The sequence below is a fragment of the Celeribacter neptunius genome (assembly GCF_900113955.1).
In the GTDB taxonomy this organism is placed as follows: Bacteria; Pseudomonadota; Alphaproteobacteria; order Rhodobacterales; family Rhodobacteraceae; genus Celeribacter; species Celeribacter neptunius.
The window spans coordinates 137,321-157,851 of sequence record NZ_FORH01000002.1; the positions used below are offsets into that span (position 1 = coordinate 137,321).

Genomic DNA, 20,531 nt, shown 5'->3' on the forward strand with positions numbered 1-20,531 from the left:
GGTCTTCCGGCTGCCGCGAGGTTCACTCTCTCGTGTCATTCCAAGGGCTTGACTCTTCTGCCCGCGCCCGCCCTGATCGGCGCAACAACAGGAGTTATCATGTCCGACACCACCGCCGCCAAATTCACCGGAAAATTCGATCAGGAACTCGAGGCCCGCCTCACCCGCTACGCCGCGATTGACAGCCAGAGCGACGCGAACTCTCCGACGGCGCCCAGCACCGAGATCCAATACGACATGCTGCGGCTGTTGGAAAAGGAACTCACCGAGATGGGCGCCGCCGACGTCGAGATCACCGAGTATGGCGTGGTGCTGGCGACCATTCCAGGCAACACCGAAGGACCGACCGTCGGGCTTCTCGCTCATGTCGACACTGCGCCGCAATTCAACGCCACGGGCGTGAAACCACGGGTAATCAAGGGCTATAACGGCGGCGAGATCACATTCCCCGACAATCCGGATCTGGTGCTCTCACCCGAGGAATTCCCCTATCTGGCCGAAAAGCAGGGCCATGACATCGTCACCGCCTCGGGCACCACATTGCTGGGCGCCGATGACAAGGCGGGCGTGGCGATCATCATGAGTGCTGCCCGCCATCTGTTGCAGAACCCCGAGATCCCGCACGGGCCGATCCGCGTCGCGTTCACCCCGGATGAGGAGATCGGACGCGGGGTTGGCGAGGCCCTGCCCAAGGATCTCGGTGTGGATTTCGCCTATACGTTCGACGGCGGCGAAGTGGGCGAGATCACCTATGAGACCTTCTCGGCGGACGGAGCCGAGATCACCGTCTCCGGCGTGTCGATCCATCCGGGCAATGCCAAGGAGAAACTGGTCAACGCCATCCACCTCGCCTCGAAGATCATTCAGACCCTGCCGCAGGCCACGATGACACCGGAGACCACCGATGAGCGCGACGGGTTCATCCATGCCACCGATATGGTCGGCGGCTCGTCCGAGATGAAAATCACTCTCATCCTGCGCGATTTCGAGCGCGAGGGTCTGGAACAGAAGGGCGAGATCGTGCGTCAGGTCTGTGCCGCCGTCGCCGCCACCGAGCCGCGCGCCACAATCTCCTGCGAGATCAAACCGCAATATCGCAATATGCGCTATTGGCTCGAGGACGACATGACGCCGGTGGATCTCGCCCGCGACGCGTTGAAAAGCCTCGGGATCGAACCGAACTCGGTGCCGATCCGCGGCGGCACGGATGGCTCGCGCCTGACCGAAATGGGCGTGCCCTGCCCCAACCTGTTCACCGGCATGCAGAACCTGCACGGGCCGCAGGAATGGATTTCGGTGCAGGACATGGCGGTCGCGACAGAATTCTGTCTGGCGCTGATCGAGCGGGCGGCGAAGGGGTAAGCGGGCAAGGTTGCTTTGCGGGACGGAGGGGGCTCTCGAGCGCAGTGTCCTGTTGGCGCGAAACAAGGCGAAGCCGTCGCGCCTGCGCTTGCCCGTCCCGGCGGGCAAGCGCAATATCACTCGTGCGCAAGAGATTGAACTTTCACGGGGAGGCGAACATAAAGTGACGACCACATCGGTCGGAGCGCTCACCCACGGGCCAGCGCAGGCGCTCTGTCCCAACGTCAGAAAAGGGCTCTTTCCCGCCTCAGCTCCGCGCCTTGGTGATCCGCTCTGCCACCGTATCCATCGCCGTCACGATCGCATCGCGCCCCCCCTCTTCGCAGAACACCCGGAACATCTGTTCGTTGAGCCCGCCGGGGGTCGAATGGCCCTCGCGCAGCGCGGCAAAGCTCAGATCGGAGCCCTCCGCCGTGCGCGCCAGTGCAGCAAAGACATTGGCGAGAAAGCTGCGCGCCTCGGTCTCCGTGCCGCCCTGCGCCACGATCCAGCTGGCAACGATGTCCTGAAAGCCAAAATAGGTCCCCATCATCGAGCCGGGCACGGTATAGGCGTCGAATTCCTGGAGGCTTTGGGTGACGATCACCCCGCCCAGGGCCTCGAAAATCGCCTCCATCCGCTCGGACTGCCCGGAAAGAACCGTGATGCCCGCAAGTTCGGCCACCGGCGGCAGCGGCACTGCGCGGGTGATCAGGGCCACCTCGCCGCCCCAAGCGGTGATCTTTTCCACCGGCAGGGTGGCGATCAGGCTGCAGATCTCCTGGTCCGGGCGGAACGCGAGCTGAGAGAGCACCTGTTGTGCCACCTGCGGCAGCACCGCGAGAAACAAGAGATCGCTCTGATCGACGATCGTCTGATTGTCATTCACGACCCGCACCATCTCGTAGCGCTCGGACAGCGCCGTCGAGATCGCCTGGCTGCGCGTGGAAACCACGATCTCCTCGACCCCCAGCCGTTCTGCGATGCCGCTTTTCATCATGCCGGTGATCACCGCTTCGGAAATCACCCCTGTGCCAATAAAGCCGATCTTCATGCCCTACCCTCGCGTGTCTGCTGTCTCAGCCCAAGGGGGTAGCGCGGCCTCGGCACGATCTCAAGCCGTGCCGAGGGTTTCGCCCTGCACAGGGGGTGAGAGGCACTGAGGCAAGCGCGATCAATCGTCGGCGACGCAGAGCTGGCGCTGCGTGCCCAGCCCTTCGATCCCCAGCTCGACCACATCGCCCGCCTTCAGATAGCGCGGCGGCTTCATCCCCATGCCGACGCCCGGCGGCGTGCCGGTGGAGATGATATCGCCGGGCTCAAGCGTGAAGAAATGCGACAGATACGAAATCAGGAACGGCACCTTGTAGACCATGGTGGCCGTGCTGCCGCTCTGCATCCTTGTGCCGTTGACATCGAGCCACATCGGCAGCGCGTCAATGTCGCCCAACTCGTCCGGCGTCACCAGCCACGGCCCGGTCGGCCCGAAATTGTCACAGGATTTGCCCTTGACCCATTGGCCGGACCGCTCGGTCTGAAAGGCGCGCTCCGAGACATCATTGGCGAGACAGAAGCCCGCCACATGCTCCATCGCCTCCGCTTCGGAGACATATTTCGCCGGCCTGCCGATCACCACCGCCAGTTCGACTTCCCAATCGGTCTTCTCGGCGCCGCGCGGGATGAGGATCGGATCGTTGGGGCCGCAGATGGCCGAGGTGTATTTCGCAAAGATCAGCGGCTCGGGCGGCACATCCATGCCGCTTTCCTCGGCGTGATCGGCATAGTTGAGCCCGATGCAGATGAATTTTCCGATCTGCCCGACACAGGCGCCGAGACGCGGCTCTCCCGCAACGAGCGGCAGGCTCTCCGGATCGATGCCTTTCAGCGCTTCAAGCCGGCTCAGCATCTCGCCGCCGATATCCGGCACATGGCCCGACAGATCCCGCAAATTGCCGTCCCCATCGACCAAAGCGGGCTTTTCCGCCCCGCGGTCCCCATAACGTGCGAATTTCATCTGGCTCTCTCCTCCCGAATGACGCCCATCGGCCCTGCGCCGCCCTCCATGACTGGCGCGGGTCACCGACCCGGCCGTCATAACAGGATTTGCGGCACAGTTCAGGTCTCGATTATCGCAAAGGGCTTACTCGGCGGCCTGAACGCTGTCCTGCTTTGCCTTGAGCCTTTGGTCGAGCCAGTCGAGCCAGTCCTGCATGCCCTCACCGGTGCGGGCCGAGAGGCGCAGCACCGTGATGCCGGGGGTCACCCGTCTGAGGTTCGCCTCATAGAGATCGAGATCGACGTCGCAATGCGGCGCCAGATCGACCTTGTTCAGGAGCGCGATCTCGGAAACGGTGAACATATCCGGGTATTTCAGAGGCTTGTCCTCGCCCTCCGTCACCGACAGGATCGCCACCTTGCAATCCTCGCCCAAGTCAAACCCCGCCGGGCACACCAGATTGCCGACATTTTCAATGAACAGATAGGACGCCGGATCGATCTCCAGATGTTCCATCGCGTGACCGACCATATGGCCGTCGAGGTGACAGCCCTTGCCGGTGTTGACCTGCACGGCCCTTGCCCCCGTCGCCCGAATGCGCTCGGCGTCATTGGCGGTCTGCTGATCGCCCTCGATCACGGCGAGCGGCGTGTCTCCGGCGCGGGCGTTCAGCATCTCGATGGTCTTGCACAGAAGCGTCGTCTTGCCGGAGCCGGGCGAAGACACGAGGTTCACCGCAAAGGCGCCGAGCCTGCCCAGCACCCGGCGATTGCCCTCGGCGTAGCGGTCGTTCTTGGCCAGGATATCGGTCTCCAGCGCGATCAGCCGCTCCTGCGACATGCCCGGCACTTCGGTGCCCGCCGGGCCCTGGCCGAAATGCATGTCATCGCCATGGTGGTGATGCGCGTGATGATGGTGATGACCATGATCGTGATCGTGGAAATGCCCGTGCTCATGGGGATGATCGTGGGAATGGTCATGCCCGTGAGAATGCCCGTGAGAATGACTGTGAGAGGGGCCGTGTTCATGACCATGCGCATGCCCCTCAACGCTCGAAGTGCCGCAGCCGCATACCGTACACATCAGGTAACCTCCAAATCCTTGATCCGCATTTCGTCACCGCCCATCGGCATCAGCTTGCCGCCGCCGCAAATGGGACAATTGTCCAGCCGGTTCTCGATCTCCACCTCCTTGGCACAATCGTAGCACATCGCACGCCCCGGCAGGTCGATCATCTCAAGCGCCGCGCCCTCGGCCACGGAACCCCGCATCACCACGTCAAAGGCAAAGGCCATCGCGGGTTTCTCCACCCCCGCGAACCTGCCGATCTCGAGCCGCACCCGCGACACAGACGAAAACCCGTTCGCCAAAGCCGCCTCCTCGATCACCGACCGAACCCCTTCGCACAATGACATCTCATGCATTGCGCAGTCCTCCGAGCGCCCCGCCGCGCAGCTCGACCACGGTGCAGGGATCGAGAATATCGATCACCACCTGCGCCAGATGATGTTTGGCGGGCGGCAGGCTGGCGAGGCTTTGTTCCATGATCCCGCCCGGCGCCATCAGATGATCGGTCGGCGTGGTGCGGGTAAACTCCGCGACCTGCCCGTCGGCAATCGCGGCTTTGACCACATAGCTGCCACGCGAGGCCGGCACCATGGCGGTGCCATCGGCGAGCCGCGTCGGTGCTGGCGCCTCGCCCTTGAGACAGGCGGCAAGATCGAGCATCCGCGCCGTGGCGCGCCAGAGCGGCCCGCGGCCCTTGCGCGCCTCGACCACCTGCATCAGCGGATGGTCGAGATGGCGCCCGGCGGTGGAATTCTCACACGCCCTGCGGGACATGAGCTCTCCGGGCGCCGGCGCGGGGAGATCCGCGATGGCTTCGCCCGCCTCAAATGCCTCGTCCAAGGCTTTGAACAGCGGCGCAAATCCGTCATCCCCCGAGAGAAATTCTTCGAATTCTGTGTCACTCGCGGGCATCACCTCCGGCAAGAGCGCCGCGGCGCCCTGCGCCACCGGCAGAGGCTCTATCCCGAGCCCCCGCGGCACGATGATGCCGAGCCGCATCAGGTGATCGCGGGCGAAATCGGCACAAAGCGCGTGTTGCACATCACCGGCCAGAGGCAGATCGAGCGCCAGACGCACCGCCGCCTCCTGCGCCGAACGGCACAGGTTGAACAGCCGCGGCACGAGCATCGCCACCTCTTCGACCGGCTTGCCGATCACCAATTGTGCGATCGGCAGGTCCGGGGCGATCACGGCGTGGAGCCGCTCCGCCCCGGCAGTGTTCATGGGATCATCACGCATGGTGCTTCAAAATCCGGGCCGGTTCAGGCCACTTTGCTCATCGCCGCGAAACTCTTGATGAACGGCCCGGCCATGCGCGGGTCCTTGATCATGGCGCTGTAGTCCCCGACGGCAAACTTGAGCTTGCCGGTGGTGTAGGCCACGCCCAGAGTCATCATGTTCGGCGGTTTCTTCATCCAGGTGTCCCAATTGGCCGCGGGCATGCGGATGTCCCAATTCAGCTCCTGGCCGTCGAAAGCCCCCGAGGACACGGCCTTGCCGTTTTCCACGACGAGCAGCCCCTTAGGGGCATCATCACCGGCATAGCCATAGGCGATGTTCGAACTGAACCCGATGTCAGCGAGCGCGCCGCTCAGTTGCGGGTCAGCATTCCAGGCTTCGGCAAAGCCTTCCATCCATTCCGGGGAGAAAAGTTCACTCATTGCAATGCTCCAATATTCTGAACCACTTACACTGTAGTCCTTAGGTTTCACGACACCTTGATCTGAACCCGTTCTTCGCCATCCGGGTCCATCACATGGACGGCACAGGCAAGGCAGGGATCGAAACTGTGGATCGTGCGCAGAATCTCCAGCGGCTGATCGGGGTCGGCCATGACATGATCGTCCTCGAGCGCCGCCTCATAGGCGCCTGACTGGCCTTTCTCGTCACGCGGACCGGCGTTCCAGGTCGAGGGCACCACCGCCTGATAATTGGCGATCTTGCCATCCTCGATGACGATCCAGTGACCCAGGCCCCCGCGCGGCGCTTCCATATAGCCCACGCCCTGCGCCTTTTTCGGCCAGGTGGAGGGCTCCCAGAGCGTGTCGTTGAAGGTCTTGGTGTCGCCGGATTTGATATTGGCGATGAGCGCGTCGTACCACTCCTGCATCGCATCGACGATGACCTTGGTCTCGAGCGTTCGAGCGGCGACGCGGCCCAAGGTCGAATAGAGCCCCTCGACCGGCAGATCGAGCGTCCTGAGCGCGCCGTTGACCAGATCCCTGGTCTGATCATGGCCGGAGGCATACATCATCAAGACGCGCGCCAGCGGGCCGACCTCGACCGCGTGACCTTTCCAGCGCGGCGACTTGATCCAGCTGTAGGCGCCTTCGACGTCGAGCTGGGTATAGGGCGGTTCGGGCCCGTCGTAATTCAGCTCGGTCTCACCGGCATAGGGATGCAGACCTTTGTCCTTGCCGTCTTGGTAGTTGTACCAGCTATGGGCGACATATTCCTCGATCTGATCCGGCGCGTTCAGGTCGATGTCATGAATGGTCGAGAGATCGCGATTGAGGATCACCCCGGCGGGCACGAGATTGCCTTCCGGACCGCCCATGCCGGTGGCGGGAAAATCGCCATAGGTCATGAAATTGCCCAGCCCCTCACCCTTGGTCGCCCAGTCCTTGTAGAACGAGCCGATGGCGAGCGTGTCGGGCAGATAGACATTGTCGACGAAATCGCGAGCCAGTTTGATGATATTCGCGACCTGTTGCAGCTTCTCGGCGTTGATCGCGCTGTCGGAGTTGAGATCGATTGGCGAGGGCACGCCGCCGACCACGAAATTCGGATGCGGGTTCTTGCCGCCGAAGATCGCGTGAAGTTTGGCGACTTCGCGCTGCCATTTCAACGCTTCGAGATAATGCGCCACCGCCATGAGATTGGCCTCGGGCGGCAATTTGTACCCCGGGTGGCCCCAATAGCCATTGGCGAAGATGCCGATCTGGCCGGTCTCGACAAAACTTTTGAGCTGGGCTTTGACATCGGCGAAATAGCCGGGCGAGGACTGCGGGTGTTTCGAGATCGATTGCGCCAGTTCCGAGGTGGCTTTCGGATCGGCATCGAGCGCCGAGACCACATCCACCCAATCGAGCGCGTGCAGGTGATAGAAATGCATCACATGATCATGCACATATTGCGCCGCGATCATCAGGTTGCGGATCAATTGCGCATTGGGCGGGATCGGGTAGTCGAGCGCATCTTCCACGGCCCGGATCGAGGCCATGCCATGCACCAGCGTGCAGACGCCACAGATCCGCTGGGCAAAGGCCCAGGCGTCGCGCGGATCGCGGCCCTTGAGGATGATCTCGATGCCGCGCACCGAGGTGCCGGAGGAATAGGCCTGGGCGATCCGGTTGCCCTCCATCTGTGCTTCGATGCGCAGATGCCCTTCGATCCGTGTGATCGGATCGACAACGATACGTTCGCTCATGCCCTATCTCCCTCGGCTTTGTCTTTTTGCGGCAGATGCGCCGCGATGATGGCGGCCAGACTTTCGACCGGCATGCTGTCGCCCGCTTTCACCTTGCCCACTTCGAAATTCATCCGACACGAGCCGCAGGACACCACGAGTTCCTCGGCACCGGTGGCCTCGATCTCGCCCATCTTGATGCGATAGCCGACGCGTTTGAGCTTGTCGGCCGAAGGCAGGAGGAAGTTCCCCGCCCCGCCGCCACAGCAGAAATTATACTGCTTGTTGGACTCGGTCTCGTGCAGATCGTAGCCGCAGGCCTTGAGAATGGCGCGCGGTTCGTCGAACACGCCGCCCCAGCGCCCGACCTTGCACGGGTCGTGCAGCGCGATCGGCGTCGGGTGGTCTTTCTTTTCGAGCTTCAGGCGCCCGTCCATGACGGCGCGACCGAAATATTCGGACACGGTCATCACCTCGAATTTCACATCCCGGCCCACGGCCTCGGCGGCGCCAAAGCGCAGCGCCGGATAGGAATGGCCGCATTCCGGCACGATGACGGTCTTGACCCCGAGTTCCTCGATCGCCGCAGTGCTGTCCTTGGTCAGCTTCTTCTTGGTGGCGTCATAGCCCGAGAGCGAGCCGAAATTGGCGCCCTCATAGCCCGGGGTCTTCGAGGCCAGGGTGAAATCCACCCCCATGTGATGCAGGGTCTCGATGGCGCCGCCGGTGGCATCGGCAAACAGGTGGATGTCGAGACCGGAGGTCATCAACAGCACATCGGCGCCCTTCTTGTCGATCGGGATCTCGAAGCCGAGTTTTTGTTCGATGTCCTGAATGCGGAAATTGAACAGGTCCTCGTCGGCGCCGAATATCGTCCCGTCGGCCTCCTGCCCGTCGCGCATATAGCGCAGCTCGGCGGGCGCCAGACCCGCCGCCGCCATGGCGGAGCGATTGAGCGCGACCATGTCACCGATGTTGATCGCCGAGGGGCAGACCATATTGCAGCGGCCGCACATGGTGCAGCTGTCATAGACCAGTTCCACCTGATCGCGCAGATCGTCGGCGGTGATGTCCGGCGTCAGGAACTTATTGAGCCAGCTCATCGGGCTGAGTTCGCGCTTGTAGACCTTTTTCAGCAGATCCAGCTTGTGGATCGGCGTGTATTTCGGGTCTTCCGTACCGAGGAAGAACTGACAGGCCTGGGCGCAGGCGCCGCAATGAACGCAAGCGTCCAGTTGCACGGCGACATTGTTGTCGATGCCCTTGAGAAAGACCTCCTTGGCCCGCTCGACACGTTCCTCGTCGGTCATTTCCGGGGCCGGCTCGGCCAGTTCGCCGATCGAGGCCGCCATGCCATAGAACATGGCAAAGGCTTCTTCGCGTTCTTGTTTGGTGATGACTTCGGTCATGCTTCAACCCCCCGACGCCAGAATTTCACTCCCAGAATGTAACGGGACGGGAGCACGGTGATGACATGGAACAGTTTCGAGAACGGGAACCATACGAGCAAAAGCGCGACCGAGAGGAAGTGCAACGCCAGAAGCGTCTCATAGGCCAGTGCCGGAATATGGGTGAAGGTGGCAAAGCCCGTGACGAAAGGCAGAAGCGTCACGATCACGCTCGAATAGTCGTTGAAATTGGAGATGTAGCGCAGCATCGGGTTGGTCATCCGCCGCACCAGCAGGATCAGCAGGATGCCCAGGGTCACAGCCGCGACGGGCAGCACCACCGCATTCGGCAACGCCGGCCAGGAAAAGCCGAAGACGCCCTTGAAGAACAGCACATGGACCTGGAAGAAGAACAGGGTCAGCACGAAACCGACATGCCAGACCCAGCCCAGCAGGAACTGGAAACCGACGCGCTTGGCAAAGACCTTGGGCAACAGAAAGCGCGAGAACATGGTTTTCACACCCGCACCGGCGAGCCCGCTTTTGCGGTCTTTCGACAGCGGTCTGGAGCGCAGCATCAGCAAAAGCCCGACGGTGCGCCAGAGCATGCCGATGACGAAAATCACAGCGGCCCATTGCAGCGCCGGGCCACGCGCGAAATCAAGCAGGCTCATTGGCTCTCCTCCTCTGCCTTTGCTTCGGCCTTGGTCGGCGTCCACGCTTTCGCGGGCGCGGATTTGATCTTTTTCTGGCGGGCGCGCGCCGCGACACCGGCGGCGGCACCGACACCGACACCGACCGCACCGGCGAGCGCCACGGTCCCGGCATTGAGACGCGTGCTGGTCGACAGCGGGCTGTAGAAACTGCCGGCATCCCAGAAATTCGGTTCGGAGCAGCCGAGACAGCCATGGCCGGATTCGATCGGGAAGGATGTCCCCTCGTTCCATTTCAACACCGCGCAGGCGTTGTAGGTGGTCGGGCCCTTGCAACCGAGCTTGTAGAGGCACCAGCCCTTTTTCGCGCCTTCGTCGTCGAAGCTTTCGGCGAACTGGCCGCGCTCGTAGAAGGGCCGGCGATAACAGCGGTCGTGGATGTTCTGACCGTAGAACACCATCGGCCGGTTAAGATGATCGAGCTCCGGCAAGCTGCCGAAGGCGAGATAATGCGCCAGGACCGAGGTCATCACCGCCGGGATCGGCGGGCAGCCGGGAATATTGACGATCGGCTTGTCCTTGACCACATCGGAGACGGAGACCGCGCCGGTGGGGTTCGGATTGGCATAGGGGATGCCGCCGAAGGAGGAACATGTGCCGATGGAGATCACCGCCGCGGCACCTTCGGCAACGCGTTTGAGCGTCTCGATATTGCTTTCGCCCGCCGTGGTGGAATAGCCCATGTTGCCGGTCGGGATCGAGCCATCGACGAGCACCAGGTAATTGCCCCAGTTCTCTTTCATCGCGATCTCGCGCGCTTCTTCGGCCTGATGACCGGCGGCGGCCTGCAACGTGTGGTGATAATCGAGCGAGATGGTCTCGAAGATCATGCTCTCGATCGACGGGCTGGCCGAGCGGGTCAGCGACTCGGTACAGCCGGTGCATTCCTGAAACGACAGCCAGATCACCGAGGGGCGACGCTGCGCCTCGAGCGCCGCGGCGATGCGCGGGGCCATGGCGGGCGGCAGGGCCAGAAGCGAGGCGGTGGTCGCGCAATATCTGAGGAAGGCACGCCGTGACACGCCACGCGCCTGCATGCGTTCCCCTAAGGTGAGTTCTTTTCGGGTCATAGGGCCTCCTCCTCGCTGGACAGTTCCAATCTGGCTTTGAGACGGGTGAGAGCGCGCTGCATGTCGGGTCTTTGCGACAGCAGGATCTCCGGAATGACGGTAATCTCGATATAACGGGCGAGGACCATGTCCCCGCTGGCGTCGGAGGCGGCGCGATGGGTGACGCGCCAGACCCCGGCAAAACCGGTCTCGATGATCTCGGAGGGGCCGCCCGCATCGAGGCTCACCCTGACCTCGCCCTCGCCCAATGCGCGGTCGAATTCCTCGGTCTCGGCCTTGGTCATCGGAATGCCGCTCAGATCGAGCGTGGTCGGCTCACCTGTGTCGATCAGGCGCTGGAGGGCATGGCGGATCTCATTGAGGAGCAACACGACATTGCCGGTCTCGGGAAGATCGGGCTCCGGGGCCGCCTCGGCGCCCTGCCCCGGCTTCGGCATGAAGTCTTTCAGCTCAAGCCCGTCATTGAATCTATCATCGGACTTGCCGCCGAACTTGCCACCAAATTTGTCGCCAGATTTACCATTCACATCGCTCATGCCTCGACCTCCTCGGATGTGGCGATCCAGCCACTGACCACGCCATGCGCGATCTCGACGGCTTTCGGCAGGGCCGCCGCCACGGCGGGGCTCAACTCGAGCCCCCAGCCGATCTCGGCGGGTTCGATGGCCACGAGCGCGCGGCGCCTTGGCAGATCGCCGGTCATCCGCGCCATGTCCAGAAGATCGGTGAGCCCGACCTCATGCACGGTGAGCTTGCCGGAGCGGACGAAGTCGTCCATGTCCTGCCCCTCAAGGAGTTGCACAGCACCGGGTTCGGCCTTCAGCCGCGCCGCATCGAAGACAATCAACGCATCCGCCGCGCCGATCTCGTCGGCCAGGGTAAAGGACAGCGTGCCGGCATCCAGGAAACGCACCCCCGGCAGATCGCCGTGCAGCCGTTCGAACAGCGCCAGCGCGCCTGGCCCGGCGGCCTCATCGGTCAACAACGTGTTGCCAACGCCCATGACGAGAATAGTCACAGCTTCGTCGCGTTGGTCTGTCTGAGGGTCAGCCTTTTGCAAAGCCCGTCTCCTCCTCCTGTCGCATCAACATGTTACGATGTTTTAGGACATTCCCAAAGCGGGTCTTTGCGCTATGACAATTTTGCCAAGCCGCACAAAAGTTTGGAGCGAATTCAAACAATTAGAACATATTTTCAACAGCAACCCGTTGAAAAACAATACATTCTTTTTAATGAATTTTTCTATGCGTTTTGGGTGCCGCGCCGCAGCGCACCCGACAATCTGAAAAGTGTCCTTCCAGACTTCCATCAGTCCGGAAATTCTTCTTCCACTCTTTCATTCTCGCACAGGGACTATGACGCCAGCCAGAGCGCGTCCGGGAGACCAAGTGCGATTCTTACCCCGTTCCCGAACCGCAAAGCCGCGTCACGTAACGGCCTCCTGAGGGGCGTCAGCTTTCGCCCGAGACCGGCGGGCGCGGCGGCACGCGATCGACGAGATCGGAGAACAGATGATCCACATCGGTCTCTCCGGCCCGCACCATATCGAGCGCCTTCAATGCGTCCCGGATCTGGCCTGCATCCGCTTCGGAAATCTTTTCCCGGGCGATGCCGAGGTGAACGGTGACCCAATCGCCCGGCTCGGCCTCGGCAAGAAAGGTCATGTCGACACGATGCTGCTGCCCGTCGCGATCACAGATGGCGACATGCGCCCCGGGCTTGGAAAGGATTTTCATCGGGTAGGACAGGCACATGGCGCGCTCCTTGGATCAGACGGCGCGAGCATAGGCGAGTCGCGCGGCGGCACATTGATCTAATCCCGATCCGCACCGCGACGCAAACCCGCCCTTTCCAAGAGAGGAGCGTCAGGCGAACTCCGGACGCTCCCGTTTCATCTTGCGCACCATGGCGTCGAACAGCAGCGTGGCGAAGGCGGAATTGTCCTTGAGCCGCTGTGCATCGGCGGCGCATTTCGCCTTGATCGCCTCCGGCAGCGCGACATTCGGGCCGGGGATGGCGGCGGCGGCGCATTGGATCTCGGCGGCGCGCTGCACGGTCCACAACAGGAAGAAGGTCAGCGGAATATCCGCCTCACAGACCGCGATGCCGTGGTTGCGGAGCACGAGGACATGTTTGTCGCCGAGGCTCTCGAGCATCCGGTCGCGTTCCTCGTCATAGATGGTGATGCCTTCGAAGTCGTGATAGCCGACCCGGCCATAGAGCTGCGCGCCGTTGAAATTGTTATGATCGATCGCCGCCTCTTTCATCACGATGGCCGAGATCGGCGTGGTGTGGGTATGGGCGATACAGCCGACATCCGGACGGTGTTCGTGGATCACCCCATGCAGCGCAAACCCGGCCGGATTGGGCTTGTAAGGGCTCTCGCGCAAGAGCTTGCCATCGACCCCCACGACCAGAAGATTCTCCGGCGTCACCTCGTCGTAATGCAGCCCCATCGGGTTCACCAGATAGGCATGCTCTTCGCCGGGAAGGCGCACGGAGATGTGGTTGAAGATCAGCTCGGTCCAGCCGAGATAGCTCACCAGATGGTAGAAATCCGCCAGTTGTACCCGCAGCTCGGCTTCACTCATGCCCGCCATGGGGCTCGTTTCGGTTGTCTGTGCGATCGCGGCCGATGTGTTCATCATCTCACCCTGTTGTTGGCTGTATTTCGGAGTATATGCGGTGCCCTTTTGGGTCTATTTACAGTAATTTTCATGCATTATTCCCTCCCGTCAAGCACGAACAGGAATAAATCACAAAGGAGAGTTGCGATTTATGCGAAAGCGCCACTACAGTAATCTTACCGCTTCAAACACAGGCAGCCACAGACTGGCAGGACCAAACTGGCAGCAACAGACTGGCAGGCGCAAAGACGCACATCGCCCCTGCTCCGCCTGCAATTCCGACCAGAAAGATATCAAGAGCTCATGACCGACATCCAGACCGCCCCCCAGACCATCGCCGCCCTCACCCGCCGGATCGAAAATCTCGAAGCCGCGAACGCGGTGCGCAACGTTCAGATGCGCTACATGTTCCTCTGCGACACGCCACTGCCGGAGTACGGCGTCAAGGACGACGCCGAGCGTATCGACCGGATCATGGAGCTGTTCGCGGAAGAGGCCGTCTGGGAAGGCGTCGGCGAATATTACGACGGTCAGTTCGGCCGCGCCGAGGGCAAGGCGGCGGTGCGCAAGCATTTCGAAGGCTTCTGGGGCGGCAAACAGGACCCGGCGCTCATTCTCAACTGTCACTATGTGACCTCGGAACAGATCCACGTCGCCGAGGACGGCCAGACCGCCACCGGCCAATGGGTGCATATGCAGCCCTGGCTGTTCTCCGATGGCAAGGCGCTCCTGCGGTCTTCGCGGCTCTTCAACGCCTTCAGGAAATGCGAGGACGGTGCCTGGCGCTACACGAGAAATCGCACCGAGAATGTCTTCGTCGCGCCGCTGCCCGCCACCTGGGCCTCGGATTACCCGTCGAAATCCGTGCTGATGAAGCCCTGAGGGATCAGGCCCCGGCCATACGCACGGTCTGGAGGCGCGCCAGCGCCTTCGACACGGCCTCCGGCGGCACCGGCAACTCGGTTGCCCGGTCCAACTCGTCGATCAGCCGCGCCAGAAGCGGCATATCGCCCCCCTCGCGCCGCGCCATTTCCAACGGCGCGCGACAGATCGCATCCAGCTCCAAAGGCCTGCCAGCGCGGGCGTCCTGCAACATCGAGGTCGGGAAATCCCCGGCATCGATGAACAGATCGACCAGCCAGTCGTTGGACGGCAGCGCGTAGCCCTGGGTCCCGGCCCAGAGCCGGAATTCATCGGCCAGAGCGGTGGCGATCTCACGCAGCTCTGCGGTTTCACCGACCTCTCTGAGCGTCGCACCAGTGAGCGCGGTCAGCGGATTGGTGGCGAGATTGGCGATCAGCTTCACCAGCACTTTCTCGCGAACATCGGCGCTCAATTCGCTGCGCACCCCGCCCGCCTCCAGACAGGCGATCAGCCGGGAGAGCGCAGCCTCGTTCCCCCCGTCGCAGATCGGGCCAAGGCCGAGCGTCGGGGTATTGGACGAGATCGCCCGGCCATGATCGTCCATGCGCACGGTCATCAGCATCACCGCGCCGAGGATCTGCGCCGGCGACAAGATCGCGGCCAGTTCGCCTCGCGGATCGAGATAGGGCAGATGGCCGATCTCTCCGGGCTTGGCGTAGAACCAGAACGGCATGCCATTGGCCAGGGGGATCACCAGCGTCTCCGGGCCAATCGCGGCCTTGTTGGTCGCAACCGCTGCGGCGAGCCCTTGCGCTTTCACACAGATGAACAGCGCATCGACCGGGCGCTCCAGGATCTCACAGGCCGCGATCCGCGCCTCGATCACATCGCCACGGTCGTCGAGCTTCACCCCGGCCTCGCGCACCGCCTCGAGCCGTGCGCCGCGCGCGACAAGACAAACCTCGGCGCCGGAGCGTGACAGCAGTGCGGCCAGTGCCGTGCCAATATTGCCGGCACCGATGATGCCGATTTTCAGATCTTCAAAAGACATAGAACTCTCTTTCTCAGGTCAGCAAAAGCACCAGCGAAGGCACCAGCGTCAGCAGGCCCACCCGCAGCACATCCATCACCACGAAAGGCCCGAGCCCCTTGAAGATCGTGCCAAGACGGACATCCGGCACCACCGAGCGCAGCACGAAGGCGTTCATCCCGACGGGCGGGGTGATATAGGAAATCTCGGTCACCATGACGACGAAGATGCCGAACCAGATCAGGTCGATGCCCTGCGCCGCCGCGATCGGGTAGAACACCGGCACGGTGAGCATGATCATCGACAGGCTCTCCAACACACAGCCCAGCACCAGGTAGATCACCAGGATCACCAGGATGAAGCTTAGCCGGCTGTCGCCGAAGAGCGCGAGAAAAGCCTGAATGTCGCGGGTCATGCCGGACATGTTGACGTAATTGGTGAAGGTCAGCGCGCCAAACAGGATGAAGAACATCATCGCCGTGGTCTTCATCGTGTCATAGAGCACGATGAGCATGGAATTGAGCGAGAATTTGCGCTGCAGGATGACGAGCAAGAGCGCGCCCCCGGCCCCCATGCCGGCGCTTTCCGTGGGGGTGAAGACCCCGAGGTAAATCCCGCCCATGACGAAGGTGAACAGCGCCAGCGCGCCGGCCGTGCCCTTGAGCGCGCGGAACCGGTCGATGAGCGGCAGTTTTTCCTCCACCGGCAGGTCGATCTTGCCGAGTTTCAAGGTGATCCGCACGGCGATGGCATAGCCGATGATGCCAATCACCCCGGGGATGATGCCGGCGAGGAACAGCTTGCCGATATCCTGCTGGGTCATGATGCCGTAGAACACGAGGATGACCGAGGGCGGAATGAGAATGCCCAGGGTGCCCCCCGCCGCAATCGAGGCGGTGGAGAGCTGATCCGGGTAGCCGAACCGCCGCATCGAGGGCAGCGCGATCCGGGTCATCGTCGCCGCCGTCGCCATCGAGGAGCCGCAGACCGAGGAAAACGCGCCGCAGGCGATCACGGTCGCGGTCGCCAGCCCGCCCTTGCGATGCCGCAGCCAAGCATAGGCGGAATTGTAGAGCTCGTTGGCCACGCCCGATTGCACCACGAAATTCCCCATCATCAGGAACAGCGGCAGAACCGAAAGCGAGTAGTCCCGGCCATTGTCGAAAAACGCCGATCCGAGCAGCGAAAGCGCCGGGGTCCAGCCAATGATCGAGGCGACGCCGACGAGGCCGACACCGGCCAGCGAGAAAGAAATCGGCACGCCCAGAAGCAGCAGAACGCCGAGAATTGCCATGCCAACGGGCCAATGTTCCATTGCTCAGATCCTTCAGACAGTATGGCGCGCCACGAGGCGCTTGAGCGGCAGAAAAGCGGTGATCAACCCGCCCAGAGCGGCGCAGATGGCGCAGAAATAGCCCAGCGGCGCAATCGGAATGGCGAGATTGGTGGTCGAGCCGCCATAGCCGCCGATCTGTGCCGCATAGATCCAGAGCCGCCAGCTCACCACGAGAAGCACACCGCCGCTGAACAGCCCGGCAAGCGCCAGCCGATAAGGCTGGATGAAGCTGGGCATCTTGTCGGTCACCAGATCGACGGTGACGTGATCCTCTTTCAGCGACACGGCGCCGAGACCGAGAAAAATCGTCGCGCAGAGCAGCACTTCGGTCAGTTCCGCCGCGCCCTTGATCGGGGAATTGAACAGGTAGCGGCCGATGACGTCACAGACCGTGAGCCCCATCATCGCCGTGAGCATGACGCCGCCAAGCGCGGCCAGCGCCACGCCCGCCGGGCCGAGAAGCTTGCCCGGAGGCAGCTCTTTGCGAGCCGCCTCCTGTTGCTTTTCATCCATGAGAACAGGCTGTCTCATTCTCCGCTCTCGAGTTTGGCGATCTCGTCGCGCAGCATCTGATAGGCGGCGGGGCCATCGACACCGGTCTCGGAGACCTGGGCAATCTTGGCGTCGATCACCGGCTGCAACGCGCTCTGCCAGCTTGCCATCTGCGCCTCGGTGGCGGGGGTGACAGTAATCTCGCCCTCCATGGCGGCGAGCCCCTTGGCATCCACGTCATCCCACATCTGCCCGGCCATGCGCGACAGGGCCTCGCCGGTGACGCTGTCGATCGCCGCCTGCTGTTCCGGCGTCAGGCTGTCGAACTTGGCCTTGTTCATCACGATGTAGAACGAGGTGTTGTAGAGCCCGCCGGGGACCGAGACACCGACATCGAGCTGCGGGATCAGCTTGAAGAAGTTCACGGACTCGTAGGGGAAGAGGATACCGTCGGCAACGCCCTGAGACAGCAGCTCATAGGCCTTCGACGACGGGCCTTCGACCGGCACGGCGCCAAGGGTCGACGCGACCTCATGGACGATGCCGCCACCGACACGGAGCTTCTTGCCGTCGAGCAGATCGGGAGCCGTCGCATCGCCGTCCTTCAGAAAGATCTCGCCCGGACCATGGGTGAAGACCGCGAGCACTTTGACGCCGTCATATTCGCCGGCCTGTTTCAGCATCGAATCCCAGACCCGCCAGTAGGCGACCGAGGTCACCTCGGCGCTGTCACCGATGAACGGGATCTCGGCGATATTCGTGGTCTTGAACCGGCCCGGGTTATAGCCCTGGACGCCAAAGGTGATATCGGCCACGCCATTCACCGCGAAGTCGAAATGCGCGCCCGGCGGTCCAAGCGGCGCCGGCAGGATATTGGCGACAACCTCACCACCGGTGGCCTCCTTGATCTGTTCCGTCATCGGTACGATCACGTCGGAGACGAGCGGGTGCGAGGGCGGCAGCCAGTTCGCCACGGTGATCGTGGTTTCGGCCTGTGCCAGACCGGAGCAGAGTGCGAATGCCGCCGTCAGCCCGGCGGTCTTTTTAAGTTTCACGTTCATTTTCATATTCCCTGTTGGAACTCGTTGGTGGTATGACGCCTTGGACGAGCGTTTCTATTGTTGCGGGATATCTGAGACAAACGCCAGATATCAAATCCGTTTTTATGAATGTTGCCGCGTGGAGGACGACCGGACGCGGGCAGTTTGGGAGGAATGACATGTCCGAAGACATCCCACAGAATGACAAGGACGCGCCGGAGCATTTTCGTGATACCTGGCCCTATTTCTGGATCAACCGGGTCAATGCCTATTACACCCGCGCGCTCGAGAAACGCCTGAAACCGATCGGGGTGGATGCGCCGCGCTGGCGGGTTCTGATGTCGCTCTACGGTCAGAATTACATGTCGGTCTCCGAGATCGCGGAATTTTCCACCGTCAAACTGAACACCACGACCAAGATCGTGCAACGGCTGATCACCGACGGCCTGGTCGAGACCCGGGTCCGTCCGACCGATGGCCGGGTGACCGAGGTCTGCCTGACCGAGGCCGGCGACGCGCTGCGCGCAAAGGCGCTGGTCGAGGTGGAACGCATTCGCGATGAAAGTTTCTTCAACACCACGCCCGCCGAATTGCAGACCGTCAACGAGATCCTCGCCAAGATCAGCACGGATCTGGCACGGATGATCTGACCGCCTGAGATTTGGGCGCCGGCGCTGTTTCATCAGGCTTGCTCCGCATTCAGGTGATGATAGTCGCGACTGAACCACACCAGCCCGTGGCGGGCTTCTTCGGAGAGCCGCACGGCGACGACCTGGCAGAAGAACACCGAATGCGTCCCCTCCTCGTGGCGACCGGTGATGCGGCAATCGAAAGCGACATTGGCATCCGCCAGCATCGGTGAGCCGGTCCTGGCCGTATCCCAGTCGCCAAAGGCAAAGCGGTCGACGCCCTCGACATAGCGGGCGAAATGCGCCGAGAGCGCCTGATGCTCGGAGGCCAGGACATTGACCGCCAGAACACCGTTTTCGACAAACCTATCATGCGCATAGGCGGACTTGTTGATGCAGGTGATCAAGGTCGGCGGCGCATCGGTGACGGAACAGACCGCCGAGGCGGTGATCCCGTGTCGGCCCGCCGGGCCATCGGTGGTGATCAGGTTCACCGCCGCGCCAAGCCGACTCATGCCTTCGCGAAAATCGCGCTGGGTTTGCGTCAGTTCAACCATGGCTCAGATCTCCAGCACCAGTTTCGGCCCCTTGGCCCGGGAACAACAGGCACAGATCACGTCGCCGTCTTCGCGTTCCTCGTCGGTGAGGAACTGGTCGCGGTGATCGATCTCGCCCTCGAGCACATCGGTGAGGCAGGTGCCACAGACGCCCTCTTCGCATTTCACCTCGATCTTGATGCCCGCGCGCGCCAACGCCTTGGCGATCGTATCATCGGGACCGACCGTGATGGTCACGCCGCTCTCGGCGCATTCCACCTCGAATGTGTCGCCGGTCACGTCGACATCGGCGGAGAAATATTCGCGATGCACATTGGCGGAGGCATGCCCCGCCGCCTCGGCCGTGTCGATCACCCAATCCATAAAGCCCTGCGGGCCACAGACATAGAGATGGGTGCCGGCACCCGGCGCGGGCAGATCGCGTGTGAGATCGAGCTTTTGATCCGCGTCCTTGTCATCGAAGTGGAACACCACCCTGTCGGCGAAACCGCAGCCGTTGAGCTCGTCCAGGAACGCCGTCACCTCTTCCGAACGGGTGCAGTAATGCAGGGTGAAGTCCTTGCCCAGAGCATCCAGGCGCTTGGCCATGGCGATCATCGGCGTGATGCCGATGCCACCGCCCAAGAGCACGGTCGTTTCCGCCGTCTCGTCGAGCGGGAAGTGATTGCGCGGGCCTTCGACGGTGAAGATCGCACCTTCGGCGGCCGTCTCATGTACCTTGAGCGAACCGCCGCGACTTTGCGGGTCTTTCAGCACACCGATCTCGTAAAACCCGGTTTCCGACGGATCGGAGCAGAGCGAATATTGCCGCCAGAGATCGAGCTCCGGCAGGTAGAGATCGAGATGCGCCCCGGCCTCGAAACCGATGATGTCCCCGCCTTCGACCGGTGCAAACCGGATGCGGGAAATATCGCCGCGATCATCTATGCGGGACAAGACCCTGAGCTGTTGTGCATTAGTCATGCTCATCA

23 protein-coding genes are annotated in these 20,531 nt (G+C 62.3%); 3 read left to right on the top strand and 20 right to left on the bottom strand.

The annotated features are described in order from the left end of the window. The first annotated feature begins 99 nt into the window (after positions 1 to 99). The gene (gene pepT, locus BM151_RS06795; RefSeq protein ID WP_090059414.1) at positions 100 to 1,362 is read left to right on the top strand and encodes a peptidase T; all 1,263 of its coding nucleotides are present in this window, start codon (positions 100 to 102) and stop codon (positions 1,360 to 1,362) included. Between the two features lie 247 nt (positions 1,363 to 1,609). On the opposite strand, the gene BM151_RS06800 is transcribed toward pepT, so the two are convergent. From BM151_RS06800 to BM151_RS06870, 14 genes are all read right to left on the bottom strand, one after another. Further along, positions 1,610 to 2,395 carry a pyrroline-5-carboxylate reductase gene (locus BM151_RS06800; protein WP_090059415.1) on the bottom strand — a complete coding sequence of 262 codons (786 nt, stop codon included), beginning with the start codon at positions 2,393 to 2,395 and terminating at the stop codon, positions 1,610 to 1,612. Between the two features lie 120 nt (positions 2,396 to 2,515). Continuing rightward, entirely contained in the window at positions 2,516 to 3,355 is an 840-nt protein-coding gene (locus BM151_RS06805; RefSeq protein ID WP_090059417.1) for a fumarylacetoacetate hydrolase family protein, read from the bottom strand. A 126-nt stretch (positions 3,356 to 3,481) separates the two neighbouring features. Beyond that, positions 3,482 to 4,420, bottom strand: a complete 939-nt coding sequence (hypB, locus tag BM151_RS06810) for a hydrogenase nickel incorporation protein HypB (RefSeq protein ID WP_090059418.1) — start codon at positions 4,418 to 4,420, stop codon at positions 3,482 to 3,484. Next, on the bottom strand, positions 4,420 to 4,761 hold the full coding sequence (gene hypA / locus BM151_RS06815; protein WP_090059420.1) for a hydrogenase maturation nickel metallochaperone HypA: 342 nt from the start codon (positions 4,759 to 4,761) through the stop codon (positions 4,420 to 4,422). Before hypA ends, hypB begins: the two co-directional genes overlap by 1 nt. Beyond that, on the bottom strand, positions 4,754 to 5,644 hold the full coding sequence (locus tag BM151_RS06820; protein ID WP_090059421.1) for a hypothetical protein: 891 nt from the start codon (positions 5,642 to 5,644) through the stop codon (positions 4,754 to 4,756). The genes hypA and BM151_RS06820 overlap by 8 nt, the downstream gene beginning before the upstream one ends. Before the next feature lie 23 nt (positions 5,645 to 5,667). Further along, positions 5,668 to 6,066: an SCP-2 sterol transfer family protein gene (locus BM151_RS06825; protein ID WP_090059423.1), complete on the bottom strand. Its 399-nt coding sequence runs from the start codon at positions 6,064 to 6,066 to the stop codon at positions 5,668 to 5,670. Positions 6,067 to 6,113: 47 nt separating this feature from the next. Continuing rightward, positions 6,114 to 7,835, bottom strand: a complete 1,722-nt coding sequence (locus tag BM151_RS06830) for a nickel-dependent hydrogenase large subunit (RefSeq protein ID WP_090059425.1) — start codon at positions 7,833 to 7,835, stop codon at positions 6,114 to 6,116. Continuing rightward, positions 7,832 to 9,223 (bottom strand): (Fe-S)-binding protein, encoded by a 1,392-nt coding sequence (locus BM151_RS06835; RefSeq protein WP_090059427.1) that lies wholly within the window; start codon positions 9,221 to 9,223, stop codon positions 7,832 to 7,834. Before BM151_RS06835 ends, BM151_RS06830 begins: the two co-directional genes overlap by 4 nt. Then, positions 9,220 to 9,876, bottom strand: coding sequence for a hypothetical protein (locus BM151_RS06840; RefSeq protein WP_090059428.1), 657 nt, complete (start codon positions 9,874 to 9,876; stop codon positions 9,220 to 9,222). Before BM151_RS06840 ends, BM151_RS06835 begins: the two co-directional genes overlap by 4 nt. Continuing rightward, the gene (locus BM151_RS06845) at positions 9,873 to 10,985 is read right to left on the bottom strand and encodes a hydrogenase small subunit (RefSeq protein ID WP_090059430.1); all 1,113 of its coding nucleotides are present in this window, start codon (positions 10,983 to 10,985) and stop codon (positions 9,873 to 9,875) included. Before BM151_RS06845 ends, BM151_RS06840 begins: the two co-directional genes overlap by 4 nt. Further along, positions 10,982 to 11,521 (bottom strand): hydrogenase expression/formation protein, encoded by a 540-nt coding sequence (locus BM151_RS06850; RefSeq protein ID WP_218151333.1) that lies wholly within the window; start codon positions 11,519 to 11,521, stop codon positions 10,982 to 10,984. The genes BM151_RS06845 and BM151_RS06850 overlap by 4 nt, the downstream gene beginning before the upstream one ends. Beyond that, entirely contained in the window at positions 11,518 to 12,003 is a 486-nt protein-coding gene (locus BM151_RS06855; protein WP_218151334.1) for a HyaD/HybD family hydrogenase maturation endopeptidase, read from the bottom strand. The genes BM151_RS06850 and BM151_RS06855 overlap by 4 nt, the downstream gene beginning before the upstream one ends. A gap of 433 nt (positions 12,004 to 12,436) precedes the next feature. Continuing rightward, a complete protein-coding gene (locus BM151_RS06865; protein WP_090059435.1) occupies positions 12,437 to 12,739 on the bottom strand; it encodes a HypC/HybG/HupF family hydrogenase formation chaperone in 303 nt (100 codons plus the stop codon). 111 nt (positions 12,740 to 12,850) lie between these two features. After that, positions 12,851 to 13,585 (bottom strand): class II aldolase/adducin family protein, encoded by a 735-nt coding sequence (locus tag BM151_RS06870; RefSeq protein WP_090060101.1) that lies wholly within the window; start codon positions 13,583 to 13,585, stop codon positions 12,851 to 12,853. Positions 13,586 to 13,915: 330 nt separating this feature from the next. Between BM151_RS06870 and BM151_RS06875 the strand changes: the two genes are divergently transcribed. Beyond that, positions 13,916 to 14,494, top strand: a complete 579-nt coding sequence (locus tag BM151_RS06875) for a nuclear transport factor 2 family protein (protein WP_090059436.1) — start codon at positions 13,916 to 13,918, stop codon at positions 14,492 to 14,494. 4 nt (positions 14,495 to 14,498) lie between these two features. On the opposite strand, the gene BM151_RS06880 is transcribed toward BM151_RS06875, so the two are convergent. The 4 genes from BM151_RS06880 to BM151_RS06895 are packed head-to-tail and all read right to left on the bottom strand — an operon-like array spanning position 14,499 to position 18,395. Further along, positions 14,499 to 15,527, bottom strand: coding sequence for a ketopantoate reductase family protein (locus tag BM151_RS06880; RefSeq protein WP_090059438.1), 1,029 nt, complete (start codon positions 15,525 to 15,527; stop codon positions 14,499 to 14,501). Between the two features lie 13 nt (positions 15,528 to 15,540). Further along, the gene (locus BM151_RS06885; RefSeq protein WP_090059439.1) at positions 15,541 to 16,821 is read right to left on the bottom strand and encodes a TRAP transporter large permease; all 1,281 of its coding nucleotides are present in this window, start codon (positions 16,819 to 16,821) and stop codon (positions 15,541 to 15,543) included. A 12-nt stretch (positions 16,822 to 16,833) separates the two neighbouring features. Beyond that, complete coding sequence (locus BM151_RS06890; protein ID WP_245781132.1) at positions 16,834 to 17,373, bottom strand: TRAP transporter small permease; 540 nt, start codon at positions 17,371 to 17,373, stop codon at positions 16,834 to 16,836. Further along, positions 17,370 to 18,395, bottom strand: coding sequence for a TRAP transporter substrate-binding protein (locus BM151_RS06895; protein ID WP_090059442.1), 1,026 nt, complete (start codon positions 18,393 to 18,395; stop codon positions 17,370 to 17,372). Before BM151_RS06895 ends, BM151_RS06890 begins: the two co-directional genes overlap by 4 nt. A gap of 158 nt (positions 18,396 to 18,553) precedes the next feature. On the opposite strand from BM151_RS06895, the gene BM151_RS06900 reads away from it, so the two are divergent. Continuing rightward, the gene (locus BM151_RS06900) at positions 18,554 to 19,024 is read left to right on the top strand and encodes a MarR family winged helix-turn-helix transcriptional regulator (protein ID WP_090059444.1); all 471 of its coding nucleotides are present in this window, start codon (positions 18,554 to 18,556) and stop codon (positions 19,022 to 19,024) included. A 32-nt stretch (positions 19,025 to 19,056) separates the two neighbouring features. Here BM151_RS06900 and BM151_RS06905 read toward each other — a convergent pair whose 3' ends face one another. After that, positions 19,057 to 19,560: a flavin reductase gene (locus BM151_RS06905; protein WP_090059445.1), complete on the bottom strand. Its 504-nt coding sequence runs from the start codon at positions 19,558 to 19,560 to the stop codon at positions 19,057 to 19,059. Between the two features lie 3 nt (positions 19,561 to 19,563). Beyond that, a complete protein-coding gene (locus tag BM151_RS06910; protein WP_245781133.1) occupies positions 19,564 to 20,529 on the bottom strand; it encodes a PDR/VanB family oxidoreductase in 966 nt (321 codons plus the stop codon). Positions 20,530 to 20,531 lie beyond the last annotated feature (2 nt).